The 16,083-nt window shown below is 40.6% G+C and carries 17 protein-coding genes; 12 read left to right on the forward strand and 5 right to left on the reverse strand.

Going from position 1 to position 16,083, the window contains the following annotated elements:
* Position 1: 1 nt before the first annotated feature.
* Complete coding sequence (gene hrcA / locus HZA77_11200) at positions 2-1,033, reverse strand: heat-inducible transcription repressor HrcA (protein MBI5375993.1); 1,032 nt, start codon at positions 1,031-1,033, stop codon at positions 2-4.
* A 294-nt stretch (positions 1,034-1,327) separates the two neighbouring features.
* Here hrcA and HZA77_11205 point away from each other — a divergent pair, with 294 nt between their 5' ends.
* From HZA77_11205 to HZA77_11235, 7 genes are all read left to right on the forward strand, one after another.
* Positions 1,328-2,737 (forward strand): ABC transporter substrate-binding protein, encoded by a 1,410-nt coding sequence (locus tag HZA77_11205; protein MBI5375994.1) that lies wholly within the window; start codon positions 1,328-1,330, stop codon positions 2,735-2,737.
* Between the two features lie 27 nt (positions 2,738-2,764).
* Complete coding sequence (argB, locus tag HZA77_11210) at positions 2,765-3,649, forward strand: acetylglutamate kinase (GenBank protein MBI5375995.1); 885 nt, start codon at positions 2,765-2,767, stop codon at positions 3,647-3,649.
* Positions 3,650-3,663: 14 nt separating this feature from the next.
* The gene (locus HZA77_11215) at positions 3,664-3,861 is read left to right on the forward strand and encodes a DUF2065 domain-containing protein (GenBank protein MBI5375996.1); all 198 of its coding nucleotides are present in this window, start codon (positions 3,664-3,666) and stop codon (positions 3,859-3,861) included.
* Between the two features lie 28 nt (positions 3,862-3,889).
* A complete protein-coding gene (locus HZA77_11220; protein MBI5375997.1) occupies positions 3,890-4,381 on the forward strand; it encodes a YajQ family cyclic di-GMP-binding protein in 492 nt (163 codons plus the stop codon).
* Positions 4,382-4,384: 3 nt separating this feature from the next.
* Positions 4,385-4,852: a hypothetical protein gene (locus HZA77_11225; GenBank protein ID MBI5375998.1), complete on the forward strand. Its 468-nt coding sequence runs from the start codon at positions 4,385-4,387 to the stop codon at positions 4,850-4,852.
* A 93-nt stretch (positions 4,853-4,945) separates the two neighbouring features.
* On the forward strand, positions 4,946-5,230 hold the full coding sequence (locus HZA77_11230; protein ID MBI5375999.1) for a type II toxin-antitoxin system Phd/YefM family antitoxin: 285 nt from the start codon (positions 4,946-4,948) through the stop codon (positions 5,228-5,230).
* 6 nt (positions 5,231-5,236) lie between these two features.
* Positions 5,237-5,536 (forward strand): type II toxin-antitoxin system RelE/ParE family toxin, encoded by a 300-nt coding sequence (locus HZA77_11235; protein ID MBI5376000.1) that lies wholly within the window; start codon positions 5,237-5,239, stop codon positions 5,534-5,536.
* 66 nt (positions 5,537-5,602) lie between these two features.
* Here the strand turns inward: HZA77_11235 and HZA77_11240 are convergent, their stop codons facing one another.
* Both HZA77_11240 and HZA77_11245 read right to left on the reverse strand, forming a co-directional pair.
* Positions 5,603-6,163 carry a DUF4412 domain-containing protein gene (locus HZA77_11240; protein ID MBI5376001.1) on the reverse strand — a complete coding sequence of 187 codons (561 nt, stop codon included), beginning with the start codon at positions 6,161-6,163 and terminating at the stop codon, positions 5,603-5,605.
* 18 nt (positions 6,164-6,181) lie between these two features.
* Positions 6,182-6,877 (reverse strand): hypothetical protein, encoded by a 696-nt coding sequence (locus HZA77_11245; GenBank protein ID MBI5376002.1) that lies wholly within the window; start codon positions 6,875-6,877, stop codon positions 6,182-6,184.
* A 217-nt stretch (positions 6,878-7,094) separates the two neighbouring features.
* On the opposite strand from HZA77_11245, the gene HZA77_11250 reads away from it, so the two are divergent.
* The 3 genes from HZA77_11250 to HZA77_11260 all read left to right on the forward strand — a co-directional run bounded on the left by HZA77_11250 (position 7,095) and on the right by HZA77_11260 (position 9,967).
* Positions 7,095-7,388: a HigA family addiction module antidote protein gene (locus tag HZA77_11250; GenBank protein ID MBI5376003.1), complete on the forward strand. Its 294-nt coding sequence runs from the start codon at positions 7,095-7,097 to the stop codon at positions 7,386-7,388.
* A gap of 177 nt (positions 7,389-7,565) precedes the next feature.
* Positions 7,566-8,849, forward strand: coding sequence for a site-specific DNA-methyltransferase (locus HZA77_11255; GenBank protein ID MBI5376004.1), 1,284 nt, complete (start codon positions 7,566-7,568; stop codon positions 8,847-8,849).
* A complete protein-coding gene (locus HZA77_11260) occupies positions 8,849-9,967 on the forward strand; it encodes a CfrBI family restriction endonuclease (GenBank protein MBI5376005.1) in 1,119 nt (372 codons plus the stop codon). Before HZA77_11255 ends, HZA77_11260 begins: the two co-directional genes overlap by 1 nt.
* Positions 9,968-10,146: 179 nt before the next feature.
* Here HZA77_11260 and HZA77_11265 read toward each other — a convergent pair whose 3' ends face one another.
* Complete coding sequence (locus tag HZA77_11265; protein MBI5376006.1) at positions 10,147-10,626, reverse strand: nuclear transport factor 2 family protein; 480 nt, start codon at positions 10,624-10,626, stop codon at positions 10,147-10,149.
* A 179-nt stretch (positions 10,627-10,805) separates the two neighbouring features.
* On the opposite strand from HZA77_11265, the gene HZA77_11270 reads away from it, so the two are divergent.
* Both HZA77_11270 and rlmN read left to right on the forward strand, forming a co-directional pair.
* Positions 10,806-11,393, forward strand: coding sequence for an RlmE family RNA methyltransferase (locus tag HZA77_11270; GenBank protein ID MBI5376007.1), 588 nt, complete (start codon positions 10,806-10,808; stop codon positions 11,391-11,393).
* Positions 11,390-12,412: a 23S rRNA (adenine(2503)-C(2))-methyltransferase RlmN gene (gene rlmN / locus HZA77_11275; GenBank protein ID MBI5376008.1), complete on the forward strand. Its 1,023-nt coding sequence runs from the start codon at positions 11,390-11,392 to the stop codon at positions 12,410-12,412. The genes HZA77_11270 and rlmN overlap by 4 nt, the downstream gene beginning before the upstream one ends.
* Positions 12,413-12,606: 194 nt before the next feature.
* Here the strand turns inward: rlmN and HZA77_11280 are convergent, their stop codons facing one another.
* Complete coding sequence (locus HZA77_11280) at positions 12,607-16,059, reverse strand: AsmA-like C-terminal domain-containing protein (GenBank protein MBI5376009.1); 3,453 nt, start codon at positions 16,057-16,059, stop codon at positions 12,607-12,609.
* Positions 16,060-16,083: the final 24 nt, after the last annotated feature.

Genomic DNA, 16,083 nt, shown 5'->3' on the forward strand with positions numbered 1-16,083 from the left:
GTCAGCTTTGCGTAAGAAGTTCGCTGACTGTTTTTGCGGTATAGTTCACAATCGGGATTACCATTGAATAGTTCATTCTTTTCGGTCCCAGCACACCGAGAGTTCCGATGGCTTTGTCTCCTTTCTTGTAAGTGGCTGCGATAATGCTCAGATCAGCCATTTCACCGATGGAGGCTTCTGCTCCGATATAAATGGTTACCCCGTTTGCGGCAAGGCATTTGTCGAGGATCTTTAGTATAAGGCTCTTTTCTTCAAAAGCAGAAAGAAGCTTTTTCATTTCCTCTGTACCGGAAAACTCAGGTTCTTCAATCAGGTTTGACGTGCCGTCATAGTATATCTCACCTTCCCCGGAAAATGAGAACATGAGATTGCTGAGCTTCATTGCTTTTTCCACAAGCTCATCGAAATTTCTCTTGTCTTCAAGCAGCATTTCCCGCAGTTTTCTTTTGATTTCCGGAAGAGTTGATCCATGGAAAGATTCGTTGATGAAGTTTCTTACCTTATCAAGCTCGCCCTGTAAAATGTCTTCCTCGGTGTTTATAACTTTGTTTTCCACTAATCCTGATTCACCTATGATTATGGCAAGGATATGTTGTTTCTTCAGCCTTATAAATTCAATATGTTTAAGAGTAACGAAATTTATTTTAGGCGCTGATATTATTCCCATGTTGTGCGATTTTCTTGAAAGAAACCTTGTTGTCTGCTTAAGAAGTTCTTCAATGCTTGCCGGCTCTCTTTCGAGTGAAAGAGCCTCAGCATCAAGTTTTGCCGGATTGATTCCATCTTCAGACAAAATAGAATTTACATAAATCCTGTATGCCTTATCTGTTGGTATTCTCCCGGCAGAAGTATGGGGGTGAGTAAGGTAGCCTGACTCTTCGAGGTCTGCCATTACATTCCTGATAGTGGCAGGGCTTATATCGAAATTACTCATCTTTGCTATCGACCCGGACCCTACAGGTTCAGGTGACACCATGTAACTTTGAATAATCGCCCAAAGAACGCTTTTTTCTCTTTCTGTCAGGTTTTCCATACTTGTCATATCCTTTGTTTAGGAATAATAGGAAAAAGCAGTTTTGTCAAGAACTTGCAAGCTCTATATTAACTTCGCTGCTTGACTAACATTCTTAACCTCATTTATATAGGAAACATTTAAAATTACTATTATAACATTGTGAAATTACTATAAATTATGACGCTGATTAAGAGATGCTTATCTTGTATTTTGATCTTCCTCCTCTTTTCCGCTTGTTTAAAGGAAAATAGCGAGAACAGGAATAAAATTATCATAGCCTTTGAAAGCGCACCTGCAACATTTGATCCACGCATGTCAACTGATGTACCTTCTTCAAGGATTGCCGGTCTGCTCTTTAACGGACTTGTTAAATTTGATCGCGAGCTTAAGATTGTGCCTGACCTTTCAACTGACTGGGAAAGCGAAGACGGAAGAACTTATATTTTCCATTTAAGGCGTGGAGTGTTCTTCCATACAGGGGAAATCCTGACATCTTCTGATGTTGTCTATACTTACAAATCCATTTTGTCAGATAAACTGAAGTCACCGCTTAAAGGTGCTTATGATTTCATAGAAAATATACAGGCTGTTGATGATTACACGGTAAAGTTCACTCTCAACAGAGAGTTCGCTCCATTTCTTTCCACCATGACTACAGGTATTGTTCCGGTGAAATATGCAGAGAAGGCCGGTGAGGATTTTGGAGAGCACCCTTCGGGAACAGGCCCTTTCAGGCTTGCATCAGTCGAAAGAGACCGGGAGATAAGGCTTTCAAAAAATGAACGGTATTTTGAACAAGGAGTGCCAAAGATTGCTGGGATTGTGTTTAAAATAATAAGGGATGAATCTATCCGGGCTCTTCAGCTTGAAAAAGGGGATATAAATTTTTGCGAGAATGTTTTCTCTCCTGACATGGTGGAGAGGTTGTCTCTTAATAAAAATCTCAATGTGATTAAAGAGATGGGAACTGACTATTATTATATCGGGACCAACATGAAAGATAAACTCTCGGGAAACCTTAATGTGAGAAAAGCCATTGCCTGTGGAATAGATAGAAATTCTATTATAAAGAATATCGAAAGAGACGGGGCAGTGCCGGCAACCGGCCTCTTGCCGCAGGGGCATTGGGCATACGAAGGGGATGTTGAAAAATACGATTATGATCCGGAGCGCTCAAAACAATTTCTTGATGAGGCGGGATTTAAAGACCCTGACGGCAACGGACCAAAGATGCGTTTAAATCTTACATTTAAAACTACCTATGAAGAGAGGAGCAGAAAATTCGCCGAAGTCTTTCAGGAACAGATGAGAAAGATCGGGATTGGAATTGATATAAGGATGTATGAGTGGGCGACTTTTTATAATGATATTAAAGGAGGTAACTTTCAGCTGTTCAGGCTGAAGTGGGTGGGCGTCACTGATCCGGATCATTATTACGAGATTTTTAATTCCGGAAGGTTCCCACCTGCAGGGAAGAACAGGGGGTTTTACAGCAACAGCGAGGTTGACAGGCTTACTGAAGAGGGGAGAAAAACTCTGGATATCGGGAAGAGACGGAAGATTTACAGCGATGTCCAGAAAATCGCTGCATCAGAACTTCCTTATATCAGCCTCTGGCATGCGTATAACATAGCTGTTTTGAACAGGAATATAAAAGGGTTTTTGTTGTATCCGAGAGGCGAATTTGATAGCTTAAAGTATGTCTATATTGAAAAACAGTAATCCGGAATATGAGTAAAGGAGTAGTTAATGGAAAAGTATATAGAGAAAGCCAATACGCTTATTGAGGCATTGCCGTATATAAAGGAATTTTGCGGAGAGACGTTTGTCATAAAATACGGCGGCAATGCAATGTTGAGCGAAGAACTTAAGGTGAACTTTGCTCTCGACATTATATTGCTTAAATTTATAGGGATAAACCCGGTAATAGTCCACGGGGGCGGTCCACAGATTGCTGAGCTTTTAAAAAGGCTGGGGATGGAATCAACGTTCGTTTCCGGCAACAGGGTGACTGATGATGAGACGATGAAAGTAGTCGAAATGGTGCTTGGCGGGACTATAAATAAAGAAATAGTTGCCCTTATAAACAGGCACGGAGGGAAGGCTATAGGGCTGACCGGCAAGGATGGCAATCTCATAAGAGCGCACAGGATTAAGGTGAAATCTGACGGAGGGAAAAAGGGAGACAAAGGAAAGCTTGTCGATATCGGCAGGGTAGGGAATGTGACACGGATTCATCAGGAAGTCATTCTTGAACTTGACAGAAGTTTTATTCCTGTAATAGCTCCAATCGGGGTTGATGAAAACGGGGAGGGACTGAACATCAATGCTGACCTTGTGGCAGGCGCCATTGCATCTGCGCTCCAGTCAAAGAAGCTTGTCATTCTCACTGACACCGGAGGAATTATTGACGGGAAAGGGGAACTCATATCCTCTGCCAATGAGAAAAAAATAAAAGAGCTTGTTAAAAAGGGGATTATAAAAGGCGGAATGCTCCCCAAAGTTGAATGCTGTCTTGATGCCATCAAAAGCGGGGTTTCCAAGGTTCATATCATAGACGGCAGGATAAAGCATGCGCTCCTCCTTGAGATATTCACCCGTGAAGGTGTTGGAACACAGATAACTCATAACTGATATTTCTAACTGTAATGGCTCACTATATAATAGTTGCTATAGGTCTTGTCTGCGTGATCGAAGGGCTCCCCTATTTCTGTTTTCCCGGTACGGTGAAAAAGGTTGCGCTTAAAATGCAGGAAATGAACTTGAGAAGTCTTCGTATTTTTGGGATAATACTGATGGTATGCGGGCTGGTTCTTATTTATTATGGCCGTGGTTTTTTTAGCTGAAAAAAGACTTTAAGGAGAGAGAAACTTTATGCCGTCATTTGATATTGTGAGCAAAATAGATTTTCAGGAAGTAGATAATGCATTAAACATGGCGAAGAAAGAGATAATGAACCGTTATGATTTTAAAGATTCAAAAACTACTATTGACCTTGACAGAAAAGAGAAAAAAATCAAAATCATTACTGAAGACAAGATGAAGATGAATGCTATTATTGAGGCTATAAGGCTGAGAAGTTCAAAACGCGGGATAGACTTAAGGTCTCTTCAATTCAAGGGAATTGAAGAAGCGGGCGGGAATATGGTGAGGCAGATAATTGAAGTAAAGGAAGGCGTAGATACTGATACTGCAAGAAATATTGTAAAAATGATTAAAAACACTAAAATGAAAGTTCAGGCTGAGATTCAGGATCAGCAAGTAAGGGTGAGCGGAAAAAAAATCGATGATTTGCAGAGCGTAATCCAGTTGCTAAAATCATCAAACCTTGAAGTTGCCTTACAATACGTAAACTTAAAAGGGTGATATATGAGCTGGAAAGAAAAATATAACCCTGCAATACCTAAACGTTATCTTTTTCTTCTTGCCGGTTTTATCTGGCTTGTCGTTGGTGCTGTTCTTTCAAGCGTTGGTTGCTATTGGATTGCGAATAGCCCTGTAAAACATCATATAATCATTTATCTGCTTCCTGTAGCTTTTACGGTAGGGATTATAAAAGGGAAATTTGTCCTTTATAAAGCTGCCGACAGGACCTCCAAACGAATTTATTCATCCCCGGAAAGAGCCTGTTTCGGAAGCGTATTCTCATGGGGAACATGGATGATAATAGCCCTTATGGTTTCAATTGGGCAGATTTTACGAAGATTTATTGTGCCTCTTGATTACCGCGATTATCTTGGCCTTGTGTATATCCTCATTGGCCTTGCCCTTGCAACATCTTCACTCGTTTACTGGAAGAATTTTTTCCAGTATTCAAAGAGAACCACACGAAACTAATAAATAGTCATTCCTTCGAAAACAAAACTTGATTTGTCTTTTATATTGATCTATATTTAGCTCAAAATATAAGCCTAAATAAGGAGCCATTATATGAAGACAATTTCAATCTCAAATGATATTGTTCCAATCGCCGAATTTAAGACAAGTATCTCCAAGTGGTTTAAAAATCTTCGAAGTGAAGGACATCCTCTGATTATTACACAGAATGGTAAACCAGCCGGAGTTTTATTATCACCAGGTGACTATGACGAATTGGTTTATAGGAAATCTTTTCTTGATTCGGTCAGCAGAGGAATATTTGATACTGAGAGCGGAAAGACTCACAGCACTGCAGAGATTAGAGCGGCATTAATTGCCAGAAGAAACAAGAGATAATTCCGGATGAAACTAATATGGACTAATGAAGCCCTTGAGCAATTGGCCGGAATTGAAGATTATATTTCGAAAGATAGTCCGGAACGGGCGGTGATGTTTGTAGAGCAAATTATCAATTATGCAGAAAAGGCATTGCCTGATAAACCCCGTAAAGGCAGGATCGTACCCGAAATTGCCAATCCTGATATAAGAGAATTGATATTCAAAAAATATAGAATTGTTTACAGGATTAATGAAAGGCGTATTGATATACTCACTGTTTTTGAAAGTCATAGGTTGTTACGACGCGATGAAATTGACTTATAAAGACAGGAGAAAAAATGACAGGGCAGCGGATGACAACTGCCCTGTTTTGACTTTTATCTCATCCCTCTATCTCATCCCGCCCGGTATCTGGATCTTCTGATATCCTGAAGGAAGTTCGAAAAGACTGTTAGGCTGTGATTCGATTTTTATATTTTTAAATTCCTGTGTAAAAGAACCATCAACTGCGGCTGTCTTTACCGGGAATTTTATGTCGGTTGCCCACCACTGGTAAACCTGTTCTTTTGCATTGCCTGACTTAAAGGTTATAAGGTATTTCTGTGCAGGATGACCGTCTACTGTTTCACTGCCGACAAGCTTCCTGTCAATCTCTCCGTTAACTTTATCCTCAACCATAGGTTTGGTTCTGAGATCCAGAGGCATTTCCATGTACATCTTTTCAGCAGGCATTATGTTCCATGCAACTTTTTTGTCTAACCTTGTAATGCTTATCATCTGCTGAGGGCTTTTGATATCACTCCTGAATCTGTCGGGTTTATAGAACATTTTCCCCGTCATATTCCCTTGTGCTGATGACATAAGCATATCTGCTGAGAATTCCATAGCAGAGGCGAACACTGTTAGTGACAAAACAAACAATGTGAATAATAAAATCTTTCTAAATGCCATATTGTCTCCAGTTAAGCTTTACGCAATTTGTTTTCCAAATCCCTGCGGTGTTGCACTGTTGTCATGAACAGAAGTCACATTGAAAATATAGGTTGGTCTGTTCTTCCATTTCTCGACATTCCCTCCATGATAAAGGTCATGGGTGAGATTGACATACTCATGGTAAAGCCCTTCGTAATGGACTTCAGCAGTACACCTGATTTCAAAACTCAGGAATGGCGGGCTGTAATAGATTAAGCAAACGTCTTTGTTTTTCTGAATGGCTTCCCATCCGTGAGCCGGAAGAGTAGGGTCGGTTTTGTTATAACCCACAAGCTCAATTGACTGAATTTTTGAAAAATCAAGTTTCTTTTTTGCTTCTTCCATTTCAATGTAATGGTATTTGAGAAGAAGTTCCAATGCACCCTTTTGATAATTCTTAAATTCCTCGCTTCCTCTTTTGCCTATTTCTGCAGGAGATTTAAGATATTTTCTAAAAGCTGCCACAGCTTCAGGTATAAACTCTTTTTTAAGGACGTATCCGGCTCCAATCACCTTGCCATTTGCAAATACAGTGCCGTCATTTCTCACATGCGCTGTGCAAAGTGTCGGGGTATGGGATAGAAAACCAAGCATGGCATCTGAGAATGACATTTCCTTCTCAAGGTTTTCTTTAATATGATTTCTTCTTCCGGAATAGTTCCATGACAAAAATCTATCAGGTAGCTCAGCCATCATCATCTCCTCAGTAATTTGGTTATATCAAACTCTCTTACATTATTTTCAGAATAAGGATAGTTTATTAATAAAGTTTGGCTGAAATGTAAAAAGAAATATTCAGAAAATTACTTTCCCCATGTCGCGTCTTTAGTTTGACATTTAAAGAAGCCAATGTTTACGATATTAACTATATTTACTATCATTGACTTATCATTTGGAGGAAGGTGAGAAAATGAAAACAAGGAAGAGATCCCCGACACATCCGGGAGGTATTCTGAAAAGGCATTATATGGAGCCATTGTCTTTAATGGTTTCAGAACTTGCTGATATTCTTGGTATATCAAGAAAGACTTTATCAAAGATTATAAATGAGCGCGGCTCTGTAACACCGGATATGGCTTTACGTCTTTCAAAAGCATTCAAAACAACACCTGAGCTATGGCTTAACCTTCAGCAGAATTATGACTTGTGGCATGCAGCTCAAGAATCTGATGGTTGGAAGACGGTTGAAGAAATTGCAGTATGAATAATTTAAACTATTCGTTACACATGAATATGCGTGGAAAATATGAAAGTATAGGGAAGCTTCCAATGTAAAAGATTCTTTAAGACAATTTACTTGACCACACATATGTGGGGATTATATAAAATGCGCGGGAGTAGAGTGAGTATGAAAATAAATGTTGAGCAGAAAAGAATCAAGATGGCAACAAGAAAAACAAAGCACAAAACTTGTCGGCAAACCCAGATTTATGAAGAACAATCAACATATATTGTTAAAATACCCAGAAAACAGAGAGCTTCAACTGTGGCAGCAGCTAGAAAATATGCGGTGAAGTTTGTTAGCGATGCCAAAAGCATTGCTGCGGGGTGGTTGAAGACATTCAAATTGGAAAATGCGGTCCGTTTTGGTTTGCCAGAAGTTGATGACCGCTACCATATTTGGAGAGTTCCGCTGGTAAAAGCAGGCAAAAAAGAAAGAATTGGGGAAGTTGTTATAGATGCTTACACGTCTCTGGTTTCTACGGATGAAACGACTGCGCCGGATGTTCTTGAAGCTAGATTACTTGGACGGAACGAAACAGAAAAGCTTGCACAGAAGGAAAACGGTAATGCCAGCCAAATGCTGCTTTCATTTGTTAGAAATGCCGTGATTCTCGGCGACTGCGAGCAGGCTTTGTTGGACATGCCATCACAATCCGTGGATTTGATTTTCACGTCGCCGCCTTATTACAATGCCCGTCCAGAATACGAGGACTATCTTTCCTACGAAAGCTATCTCTTGAAAATGCGACGAATCATTCACAACTGTCACCGTGTTTTGAGTGAAGGTCGTTTCTTCGTGATGAATATTTCACCTGTATTGATTAGGAGAGCAAGTCGTAGTGAAGCATCTAGACGTATTGCAGTTCCTTTCGATATGCACAGAATCTTTGTCGAGGAAGGCTTTGATTTCATTGACGACATTCATTGGGTAAAGCCAGAAGGTGCGGGCTGGGCAACTGGGCGTGGTCGCCGTTTTGCCGCGGATCGTCAACCTCTCCAATATAAAGCAGTTCCTGTCACAGAATATGTTTTGGTTTATCGTAAGCATACGGATAAACTGATTGATTGGAACATCCGCAATCACCCAGACCAACAAGCGGTGAAGAATTCAAAAATCAGTGGAGAATACGAAACAACAAACCTGTGGCGTGTTCATCCAGCATTTCATGCAGAACATCCAGCGGTATTTCCGGTAGAATTAGCGAAGAGAGTCATCAGATATTATTCCTTCATAAATGATGTGGTTTTAGACCCGTTTGCAGGGATAGGAACAACAGGGCGTGCTTCAGCCATTCTGAATCGTCGCTTCGTGCTAATAGAAAATGAACCAAAATACATTGAAATTATTCGCAAAGAAATAACGGATTGGTTGGGTATGGCTGCGAAAGATGTTCTGTTTGTTGGCTGCCAACCTCCTGACACTTCATCAATTTTACTATAATGAAATCTACTGCCATCACTCTTAAGGATTTGTTGCCGGAAAACTTCAACAATTTACTTGAAAGCAAAGGCGCTACTTTCATCAAGCGGGCTGGTGAAGAAAATGTGCGACAAGTTGTTGTTGATGTCCTTTGCGGAAACAATCTTCGCGCATCTACGGAACATTTAACTCGCCTGAGGCTGGGAAAAATCAATGCAGCTACATTTATAGTCTATTTGCGCGGTTTGCAAGTAGCTAAAGATTTTAGTAGACAAATTCCTCAGATTGCTTTTCAGAATTTAACTTGTCGAGCTACGAAATCAGAAAAAGAAATCTGCAAATGGATGATCGGGCTGACAGGAAAAGGAGTTCAAAATGTTCTTCGGGACGATGAACTTCAACTAAAGAAGTACACGGAATCCTTTGCCATAAATTTGAAGCGACTCGCGACAGAGACTGAGAAAGATTTAGGTAAACTGCAATGTCGAGTTAAATCTAAAAGCGGCACGGAATCCATTCTAGATTGGCATGATATATTGAGCTTGTTTTGCACCATTGGCAGCCAGACGTTGGCAATTCGTGGTTCTGAAAAGAGCACCTATGGAAAACTATTTGAAAGACTGGTATTGGGCAGTGTGCTTGCGGCATTGGGATTTGAGCAAACGAGTTATCCGCCCGGAAAAACTTCAGGAGTCTTCTGGCTTTCAAGCAAAATTGGCGAGAGGGAAGCTGATGCAACGCTATTAGTTGCGCCGGGACAGGCCATCCGGTTTGATTTGGGCTTCATCGGTCGTGGGAATCCAGAAATCACTAAAGACAAAGTCTCACGTTTTGAACGTAATCTGGAAGTCAACAAGCAGCAGTTTCATTCAGCAACTTGTATCATCGTTGATCGAGTGGGTGAAGGTTCGGGATTAGAAGAACATGCCAAACGCGCTGGTGCAAGAGTGATTCAAATGAGCATGAGCTATTGGCCTGTAGAATTGGCTCAATGGCTTTTTGATAAGTTTGCCCACAAAGCAGATGTGCTGAATTGTCCACGGAAGGATTTGCCAGAATTTTTTAAGAGGAAACTCACTGCTGTTTCGTTTGAAACGTTTGTTCGGGGGCTTATCATATCTGAATCGGAACAAGTCTGATTGATTGGGAAGTATGACATCTCAGTGTTTTTGAAGATCTCAGATTGTTATGAATTGCTGAAATCAGCTATTAGGTTGCTGAGCGCTTAAATGATAATACGGCTTGGCAGTTCCGCGGCAGGCACCTGTTGTTTAGTGCCATAGCGGAACTGCCAAGCCGCTTCAAAGGATATATTTTTTTATTCCAATCCGCTCCAGGGTTTTTTGTGCCAGCCGTCTTCGTATGATGTTACATAGAAGAGAGTAAGCTTCATATTGCTCATGCGCCACTTGCCGTCTTTCCCTTTTCTGTATTCGTCGTCTTCAAGCCCGCATATCCAGACACCTTTGCCGTTTGCCATCGTACTTGTCTGCCAAAGGTACCAGTTCGCCTTTGCCGTAGTATCGCTTGTGAGTGTTATCCTGGGTTGGAGGAAAAAGTGCGCTCCGAACACAAGCCCCTTTGCAACGTTTGTGAAAAACTCCTTCAACTCCTTATGTCCTTTGTGGACTCCAAACCTCTCTCCTCCGTCCCACACCGCGTCTTCAGTGAATATCCCCATCATCTTTTCCGGATTGTAGGAATCATCACAATATTCAGCATAGGTAGCTTTCAACTGTTTGATAGCTTCGATGTCTTCAAGTGCTTGTACTTTTTTGGCAAGTTCTTCTAATGTCATTTTTTCCTCCTTTTTATTATTGAAAACTGTTAGACAAGAGCAGGCGTTCAGCATTAATACTGCCGCCAACAAAAATGTAGATATTTTAGTAGTTGATTTCATGTTTAAGATTGAAAATTAGACGTAATGTAATAAAAGGAATCAGCCGGTGTCAAGAGCTATAAGCGGGGATAAAAAGAATGTATATCAGGAAAGATCCATTCTATAAAAAGGCTAAGCGTGAGGGCTACCGCTCAAGAGCCGCATATAAACTGATGGAGATAAATGAGAAGCACAGGATTTTGAAAAATGGGTATTGTGTTGCTGACATAGGTTGTTTTCCCGGAGGCTGGGCACAGGTTGCGGGAGAGCTGATCGGGGAAAAGGGGATTGTTGTCGGTGTAGATGTTAAAAAAACGCAGCCTATAGCCGGCGAGAATTTTATTTTTATCGAAGGGGATTTCACTCTCCCTGATGTGAGACAGAAGATCAGCAGCTCGGCGGGCAAGTCCTTTGATGTCATATTGTCCGATATCTCACCTGATCTTAGCGGGATAAAGATTAGAGATCAGGCTTTAAGTGTTGAGCTTTGTAGGTCTGTCCTGGAGTTTGCAGGGGAGTTCCTTAAAAATAGCGGCACATTGCTTCTTAAGATATTTCAGGGCTCTGATGTAAAAGGCTTTCTTGATGAGCTTCGAAATTGCTTTAAGGATGTGAAAATTTTGAAGCCTTCTTCGTCAAGAAAAGAATCTGGTGAGGTTTACATATTGTGTTCGGGCAAAAAATGATGACAGAAAAAAAACAAAACTTCTTTGACTGCGGCTTGCAGGAACTTCAGCGAATTTTAATGGATGCTGGCATTGAGAAGTACCGGGTTTTACAGGTTCTTAACTGGTTTTATTTAAAGGATATTACAGATCCTTCAAAGATGACCAACCTTCCGCAAAAAGTAAAAGATATTCTTGCTCATAATTTTTCTTTTGATGCGGCAAATCTTAAAAAAATTCTTGAATCCTCTGATGGGACAAAGAAGCTTGTATTTTCTGAACCGGATGGGATTTCATTTGAGAGCATACTGATACCTGATGAGAAGAAACTTACGCTCTGCATGTCAACGCAGGCAGGATGCGCTCTTAAATGTGCTTTCTGTTATACAGGACTTGGAGGACTAAAGCGAAACCTTAAAATCAGGGAAATCGTCGGACAGTATCTCCATGCAAGGCGGATAGCGGTGATGCCAATAACAAATATCGTGTTTATGGGGATGGGTGAGCCTTTTGATAACAGCAGTAATTTAAAGACTGCCCTTGAAATCCTTACTAATCCGGACATGCTTTGTTTTTCTGCACGCAAGATAACGATTTCAACGGCGGGGTTTATTGACGAGATGCATAATTTCCATGAATGGGAGATAAAGGCCAATCTTGCGGTTTCATTGAATTCCGCTGATGATGATGTAAGGTCAAAGCTTATGCCAATAAACAAGAAATATACACTTGAGCAATTACTTCAAACATGCCGTTCGTTAAAACTTCCGACTAGACAGCGTATCACTTTTGAGTATGTCATGCTTAGCGGAATAAATGACAGGGATGAGGATGTGAGGTTGTTAGCTAAGAAGCTTAAAGGGATAAAGTGCAAAATAAATCTGATAGTTTTTAACCAGTTCCCTGATTCGAAATTCAAGCCTCCCACTCAGGAAAGAGTAATGGAATTTGGATTATCGCTTAGAGATGCAGGTTTTGTTGTGACAATAAGGAAAAGCAAGGGGGAGGATATTATGGCGGCCTGCGGACAGTTAGGATGACCGGATGTAAGATTCGGCATAATACTTTGTCAACTGCCGACTCGCCAATGCTCACATACAGAAGAGTATGCTCCGCTTTTCTCGCCGACAGTTTCCTCGTCTTCTGCACGAATCTTACATCCGGGGATGCAATAGATTTGACATAATACTTTGTCAGCAGCCAACTCGCAAATGCTCACATAAAAGAAAATCAGTTACTGTTTGGGGAGAGGTGTGACTGTCTGTTCGTTAGTCGGCTCTGTTTTCTTGTCGGACCCCATGTCTTTAATAAGGTCGTAGGGAAATCCAAGGGAGCGTCTTAAAAGTCCAAGAATCCCGCTTCCCATTGACTTTATGTTTACAGGCTTAACCTCGGGATTCTTAAGGTCGCCTGTCACTTCAAAGTAAGCGCTTATAAGGCTTTTGTCTTTTCCTGTAAGAATGTATCCCACAATCGGAATCTTGCTGATTATGGTATCAACAGTGCCGAGCGGCATGACACCGACAGTCATGTTTATCTTATAGTTCTTTAAATCAATGTCACCAATAGCAGATATCTTCATCGAGCTTCCGTCGAGCAGGAAGTTCTCGGTGTGAAAAATCCCTTCTTTGCCGGTAAAGTCGGCTGATATGGTATTGTAAGTCATTCCCTTTGTTTCTATGTCTTTTATCCAGAAGTCCTTCCAGCTAAATACATTGAAAAAGGAGAGTATCTTTGAAATAACACCAATGCCGGTTTTCTTTATAGTGCCGTTTTTAGAGATGAAAGATATCTTGCCTTCAAGGTTTGCTCTTATTTCCTGAGCGTTTTTCCATGAACTGCTGATGCAGTCTGTGATATCTATGTCTCCTGAGAAATCTGAACCTTTTACGCCTAAGTATTCAAGAATTTTTTTTATGTTTATCTTCTTTCCTTCTGAGCATATGTCAAATCTGGTTTTCCCCTCGTCTGCAAAATTTATTGATCCGGATGCCGTTGCATTGCCTTTGAAAGATGATGCCTTCACATCAGCAAGGGTCAGGATGTTTTTTTGCAATGCAAAATCTAAGGAAAGATTTTCATATGTGTTATCGAGGAAAACCATTTTCCTGCTTTCAAATCTTCCACCGAAGGCATAGCTCATCTCCTGTTTTTCCCCGATTCCCTTTTGTTCAGGATAACTCTTTATGAACTTGTCCAGATCAAATGTCTTTGCTTTTATGAACAGAGCAACCTTTTTTTCTTTTTCATCACTGTCTTTTACTATTTCTCCATCTATTTTATAGAGTTCATCAAGGGTTTTTACTTTAAAATCCTGAAGCTTTGTATGACTGACTTCATTCACTATCCGGCCTGATATGGAATCAAATAATGAAACCAACCCGACACGTGAGGAAATATTGTAGAGCCTTATGTCAATATCAGCGGTAAAATTGTCCTTATTGTCATAGGAAAGATTTATAGAAGTGTCAGCTTTGCCGGAGAGCTGAAGGGGTTTTAGCGGGAGCAGGTTTAACGATACATTTTCAAGATTCAGATAATTCCCGCTTATTCCAAGAATCAGTGAAGGTTTGTTTGCTTTGTTATACTCTCCTTTTATCTCATATTTGTTCCCTTCCATATTAAGAACAGATTTCTCAAAAACAAATCCCTTACTGTCAGAATAATTTCCTGTGAGCATGAAATTTCCGGGAGAAAGGAGCTTCTTAGTAAACGATGTTCCGTAATCGATGCTTAGCTGTGTAATGTCGGTTTTAACATCAAAGCCGATGTTGTCTGCAGTTCCTGTAAAATTTGACCTGAAACGGCAATTACCATGCACATTAAGCTCATCGCCTGCTTCCTTAAGAATGGTTGATTTTAATATTGAATCAGAAAGGATACCCCGTACATTTATTTCGCTTACCGGCGGGGATTCAGGGTGAGCCTTTCTTACCGTTCCTGACACAGTTAAATGTGAATCTAAAGCATCTAAATTGATGTTCTCAAGCTCTGTCAGGGCATTTGAGAAACGGGAGCTTCCGCTTGTTACAGTGACTCTTCCCTTTATACCTTCGTATACAAAGCTTCCGGCGCTTACTTTTGCATTGCCGGAAAAAGATATTGGCTCCTCGCTTTTTGATAGATTGTGTTCAATTAAAAGGTTGATTGACGAAGTGCCTGATGGGGATGCGACTTTTGATGCGTATTTTCTCACTGAATCAGGAAGTAGTTCTGTCGTCAGAAAATCCCGTATTTCAGAATAAGGCGCCTCGCCGCTTGTGTCTATGTGAAGCTTTGACTCGCCATAAATATCTTTTATGTAGCCGTCAGTTAGTTTGACTTTTGCATCTCCGTATGTACCTCGCGAATCAGTAAACTTTATGTCCCCGTCTTTTATGGTTATAGAGCCGGATTTCACATCTATTTGTTTAAAAGAATGTCCAAGATTCATTGCCACATTATTAAAGGATGCATCCATGGTGATTAAGTCCCTGCCATGTTCATTCTTCTTGTTCTTATCTTTTATGATATTAACCTTTATCAGAAGTTCCCGGAGATTGACTTCCCCTCCGTCTATTTTCTCAAGCATGAACTCCCGAAGTTTTGGTGAAAATATCTCAAATGGCACGAAGTTTTTACCTGCGGCATTGTATGGAAATCCTGGCGACGAGAAACTCATTATGAGTTCGTTTTTCATATCATCGATCCGCTTTACAGAGAAACTCCCGTCAACCCTGAAGAGGTCAAAGTTTGCGCTATAACTCTTAAAATCAAGGAATCCCGGCCTGTATTCCATCGCAAATTCAATATCAGTTTTTTTGCTTATGACAGGGTTAAGAAAAAGTTTCGGATAAACATATGTCAGCCCATCGCATGAGACTTCCCCTGCAACGGTTAATCCTTCTGAAATAGGTAATGTTTTAATATCTAAATCTAATTCAAATTTACCTTTTATATTTTCAAAACCTGTAAACCCTGCCATATATGGTTTAAAGTCAGCAGGGTTAAGTGCGGTAACGTTGATATGGGAGTCTATTATGAGTGATTTAAAATCCTTTATCCCGTGAAGTTTGGATTTGCCGCTTATTGCGATTGATGCCTGCTCTCCTCCTTCCGGTGTTACTGAGGCATTGATGGAGAACTTTGTCATCTTTGAAAGAAAGCTGTGTTTCAATGAGACCTGCACATCTCTGACGACGACTGTCTTTTGAGGTATCTGTAAAGAGTCGGTAAATTGGATATTCCCGTCTTGAATCTGAAAAGAGCTGATTGCATCTATTAGTTCTACGGCAGTTAGTCCATCTTCATTTTCTTTCTTTTCCTTAAGAAAGCGGGGGATAAGCCATTCACCGTTCTTGTCTCTCATGATATTGCAATTGGATGAATGGATTATGATCGCATCTGGTCTGACCTCTCCGAATATCAGAGGGAAAAGCTTTATCACTACATAGATTTTTTCTGCACTAAGGATATTCACGCCGGATGTGATATCCTGTATTAAGACATTATCGACTCTGGCTGCCGGCCCGTTCCAGATGCTTAAGTGAATGCTTCCATAACATATGCGGAGTCCGTTCTTTACCGCTGCCTTTGTGATGATGTCCGAAACTAACTGGTTAGGATCGAACTTGCTTATTAAAAGCAGATAGGCAGAGAGAAGCAGGATTAGCGCTATTAAAATTATAGCCAGATATTTCTTTAGCAAGTTTTATATTCCGCAGTAAAAAAT

The sequence above is a fragment of the Candidatus Schekmanbacteria bacterium genome (genome assembly GCA_016219965.1).
In the GTDB taxonomy this organism is placed as follows: domain Bacteria; phylum Schekmanbacteria; class GWA2-38-11; order GWA2-38-11; family J061; genus JACRJM01.